The 4,207-nt window shown below is 44.9% G+C and carries 5 protein-coding genes; 1 reads left to right on the top strand and 4 read right to left on the bottom strand.

Features of this window, described 5'->3' with window-relative positions; translation table 11 throughout:
- Positions 1–119: 119 nt before the first annotated feature.
- The gene (locus A2517_RS09605; RefSeq protein WP_294896462.1) at positions 120–1,328 is read left to right on the top strand and encodes a diguanylate cyclase; all 1,209 of its coding nucleotides are present in this window, start codon (positions 120–122) and stop codon (positions 1,326–1,328) included.
- Between the two features lies 1 nt (position 1,329).
- On the opposite strand, the gene A2517_RS09600 is transcribed toward A2517_RS09605, so the two are convergent.
- The 4 genes from A2517_RS09600 to A2517_RS09585 form a co-directional block, all read right to left on the bottom strand.
- Complete coding sequence (locus A2517_RS09600) at positions 1,330–1,668, bottom strand: translation initiation factor (protein ID WP_294896460.1); 339 nt, start codon at positions 1,666–1,668, stop codon at positions 1,330–1,332.
- The gene (locus A2517_RS09595; protein ID WP_294896458.1) at positions 1,665–1,871 is read right to left on the bottom strand and encodes a DUF1653 domain-containing protein; all 207 of its coding nucleotides are present in this window, start codon (positions 1,869–1,871) and stop codon (positions 1,665–1,667) included. Before A2517_RS09595 ends, A2517_RS09600 begins: the two co-directional genes overlap by 4 nt.
- On the bottom strand, positions 1,864–2,700 hold the full coding sequence (locus A2517_RS09590; protein WP_294896456.1) for a DUF5718 family protein: 837 nt from the start codon (positions 2,698–2,700) through the stop codon (positions 1,864–1,866). Before A2517_RS09590 ends, A2517_RS09595 begins: the two co-directional genes overlap by 8 nt.
- Positions 2,687–4,207, bottom strand: a 1,521-nt coding sequence (locus tag A2517_RS09585) for an ABC-F family ATP-binding cassette domain-containing protein (protein WP_294896454.1), incomplete at its 5' end; no start/stop codon positions are given. The genes A2517_RS09590 and A2517_RS09585, both read right to left, overlap by 14 nt.

Here is a 4,207-nt window from a genome sequence, read left to right as displayed (position 1 = left end):
CATCTTTAATAAGTCGTTTTGCCATAATTTCCTCCCGTTGAAAATATCACATTGTAATCTCTTTTGGTATAGGAGTTGCTTAGATAGAAGTATCCAATCCATAAAGATTAATTAAAATCGTGAAATCACTTAAACTCAAAACGAAACTTCTTTACTTGTTGTTACTTGTGGGATTTGGCCTCGTTGTAGTAGGATTGATCGGTTATATCAATATTCAAAATATCAAACGGAATATGGACACACTCTATTTCGGATCCCTTCTCCCCTTGAGCGAATTAAACTCTATCTCCTCCACCTATCATAACGATCTCGCTTCCTCCGTCTACCAGTGGAGCAATCAGCTTCTCAGCGATGAACAAGCATCCCAAAATATCGTACAAGGATTAGATCGGATCAATACCTTATGGGGGTCGTATATCTCTCATCACAAACGCCCCGAAGAGATGGCATATGTCAAATATACCGAAGCTCAGATACAAAATATCGGCAATTATTTTATTCAGGTACGCTCTTTAATCAACGATCCTGACCGATCTCACCCCCTCTCACTTATGAGTATGGATGATAATCTCCAATCCATCCACACGACCCTTCAGCAGCTTATAACGTATGAAAATGCCGTAGCAAAATATGAACATTCCATGCTCTTAACACAATACGAGAATGCACTTATACAGCTGGTTTTCTTTTTAGGGGTTATTTTGGCGCTGGTTATGGGATTGGCTTGGACGATATTTGCCCGAATTGAAGTTCAACAGCAGCAGCTGATTGCGTCGAGTGAAACCTTGAAGCATCTTAATCTCAAACTGGAACAAGCCTCTTATACCGATTCACTGACGGGTATGTTCAACCGACGCTACTTTAATATTGTGTATGAGCGGGAGTTTAAACGCTCCCTACGCTCTAATAACCCTTTTGTTTTCATGATGCTCGATATCGATTTTTTCAAACAGTACAACGATACCTACGGTCACCTGCAAGGGGATGTCGCCCTCCAAGCCGTAGCCAAAGTGCTCAAAACTACCCTCCAGCGTCCGGGCGATTATCCATTTCGTTTAGGGGGAGAAGAGTTCGGCATTATCCTTACCGATATCGATTGTAAAAATGCTCGCAGTATGGGGGAAAAAGTACGAGAGGGGATTGAGAGCCTAAAAATAGAGCATAAAGGGTCTAAAATTTTACCTACTCTCACTATCTCCATCGGTGGAATATGTATTGTTCCTACGGCTGATATGAGCGAAGATGCCCTCATTCACACTGCCGATACGAACCTCTACGCGGCAAAAGAGCGGGGACGTAATCAAGTGATGTTCACGAACACGTTATAAATTATTTTGGATTTTTGAATTTGAATGAAAGTTTTTCGAGGTGTTCACGTACTTTAGGGGCAATATCGCCTTGAAACTCCATCCATTGCTCTTTGTACGCACCGCCGCACGCCAACGACTTTTTAAGGGATGAGAGGGTTTTGTGAGCATCTTCTTCGCTCAGGCTGAATGGCCCCACTAAAGTTACCGCTTTCCCTTTGCGTTTTTCCTTTTGAAAGACGAGACGGTGAGCAGAGGGTTCAAGAATGGTCAAAACTTTTACGGTTTTTTCCTCTTCCATACTCCACCCCTCGCCCCAAGAAGCTCCTAGATCGAGTGAGAGTTTTGTCCCTCGGCTCATTGCACCTCTCCGCAGTATTCAAATCGTTTCACCCCGTTTGGGAGAATCTCAATAAACATTTTCAGAGGACGCACCCATAATCCCCTCTCACCGTAAAGGGGACGATACACGACAAGGCTCTCAGAGGTTTCAGAGTGTTTTGCCACTCCGATCACTTCGTAATGTTTCCCCTTGTAATGGCGATAAAGTCCGGCTTTAACCACGTACTACCTTTTGAATCAAAACACTGATCCCCTCTTTTTCCGCCAACTCCCCTTTATTCGCCAATGAGAGGATCGGATTCATACAATATTTGTCATTATCGTACACGACAACGATCACTTCATCTCCCTCTTTTAGGAAGTTTGTCTCACCGAAATGGGTATATCGGGTCGCACCGATGCTGATAATCGCCTGTGTCGGATATCCTGCATCTTTAAGATAGCTTCCGATCGGCTCCAACGGGCCGAAATCAACTTGGGTATTGATTTGATTTTTGAGCCAGTCGATCAGTTTAGTGTGAAAATAGCTGTACCCCGTCAGTTCAACATCTTCGCCATAGCGCATCAACATCCCCTCACGTCTCAAAAACGAAGCGATGCGATAACTGTCCATCACGCCACCTTTTTCAAAGGTATCGATAGGAATTAGAGTTGAGGATAGCCCCTTGGAAGCTTCACCCCAGTTTTTCTTGTGGCTAATCTTTGCGGCTCCCTCGATGCGGAGAGAACAGTCATTATAAGCACCGAAAAATTTAGGGGTAATCTCGGTGACATTTCCCTCATCGTCGTAGGAAAGATTACAGATAAGCGCCACTTCGGGTTCAGGCTGGACATTGCACGCTTCACTCGGAAGGAGGATTGTATCGGAACTGATCGGATAGAGCCCAAGTTTCCCCTCGCGTACGGGGATATAAAAAGGGAACATCCCTTTGGGTCCGTTGGGGTCTTCGGTTATGACATCTTTGAAATCGGCACTCTCACCCGCTTGTTCGAGATGGAGGGCGAAATTACCGGCTACTCCGAAACCGACATACTCTTTATAATGTGCCACTTGCTTTTGCCTCAGCAAACTCTTCGTACGAACCTTTGAAATCGATATAGGTGCCATCGAGGTGCAATTCAATAATACGATCGGCAAACGCATCGAGTAACTCACGGTCATGACTCACACAAATAACATTCCCTTCAAAATCGAGTAATGCTTCACCGAGTGCAATAATCGCTTCAAGGTCAAGGTGATTGGTAGGCTCATCGAGTACGAGAAAATTTCCCCCCTCCAACATCATCTTAGAGAGCATCATACGATGTTTTTCTCCCCCTGAAATCTTCTCAACGCTTTTCTCTTGCTGTTCACCGTTGAAAAGCATACGCCCTAAACAGTTACGAATCTCGGAAATTTCACGCTTCGGATCAAACCCGCGAAGCCAATCGTACAAGGTTCCGTCCCCTTTGATTTTATCGGTCGTATCTTGCGGGAAATAACTGTATTCAATCGTGGCACCCCATGTAACCGTTCCGCTTGTCGGCTTCATCTCTTCCATGAGGATTTTACACAAAGTTGATTTACCGGCACCGTTGGGACCGATAATAGCGATTTTTTCACCCGGAGCGACCAAAATATCAAAGTCGCGTAAAACATTCAAATCACCATAACTGTGCGAAACATTCGCCACACGCAACGCTTCATCCCCCATAGGACGTTTAGGTTTAAAGACGATACTTGGGTCACGGCGAGACGATGGCTTAATATCTTCAATCGTGAGTTTATCAAGTTGTTTCTGACGAGAAGTCGCTTGTTTCGCTTTTGACGCATTCGCCGAGAATCGACGGACAAACGCTTCGAGCTGCTCTTTCTCTTTTACTTTTTTATCGCGATCAAGCTGTGCTTGGTTTGCCATAACGGTCGAAGCGAGATACCAGTCATCATAGGTTCCGGTAAACTCACGAATCTTTTGGAAATCGACGTCGAGGATGTTGGTGACGACGGCATTAATGAAGTGACGGTCATGCGAGATGATAACCAATGTCCCCTCATGACGTTGAAGCTCACGCTCCAACCATCCGATCGTATCGATATCAAGGTTATTCGTCGGCTCATCGAGGAACAAAACATCCGGTTTCGGATACAGAACCTGAGCAAGGAGGACTTTAAATTTCTCTGATGATGGGAGGCTTGACATCAAATCTTGATGATGTTCTGCCGAAATCCCGACGTTTTCCAAAATCTTGGCAATTTGAACGTCGTACTCATAGGTCGGATCTTCTTCACAACAGATCATCTCCAACTCCGCCAGACGGTCATTGACTTTATCATCCTCAAAATCGCCCGTTGCATAAAGGTGCTCTTTCTCTTTGATCGCATCAAAAAGACGTTTATTTCCCCACAATACCGCATCGGCAATCGTGAAATCTTCAAACGCAAACTGATTTTGACCTAAAATCCCTACTTTGAGACCCGGTTCGATGGAGACATCCCCTTCGTACTCTTTGATCTCACCGCTGAGGATTTTCAAAAATGTCGTTTTCCCCGCACCGTTCGCACCGATGAGGCCGTAACG

Source organism: Sulfuricurvum sp. RIFOXYD12_FULL_44_77, assembly GCF_001830725.1.
GTDB lineage: Bacteria > Campylobacterota > Campylobacteria > Campylobacterales > Sulfurimonadaceae > Sulfuricurvum > Sulfuricurvum kujiense_A.
Note: the sequence above shows the minus strand (reverse complement) of the source record. Positions and strands in the feature narration are given on the sequence as shown.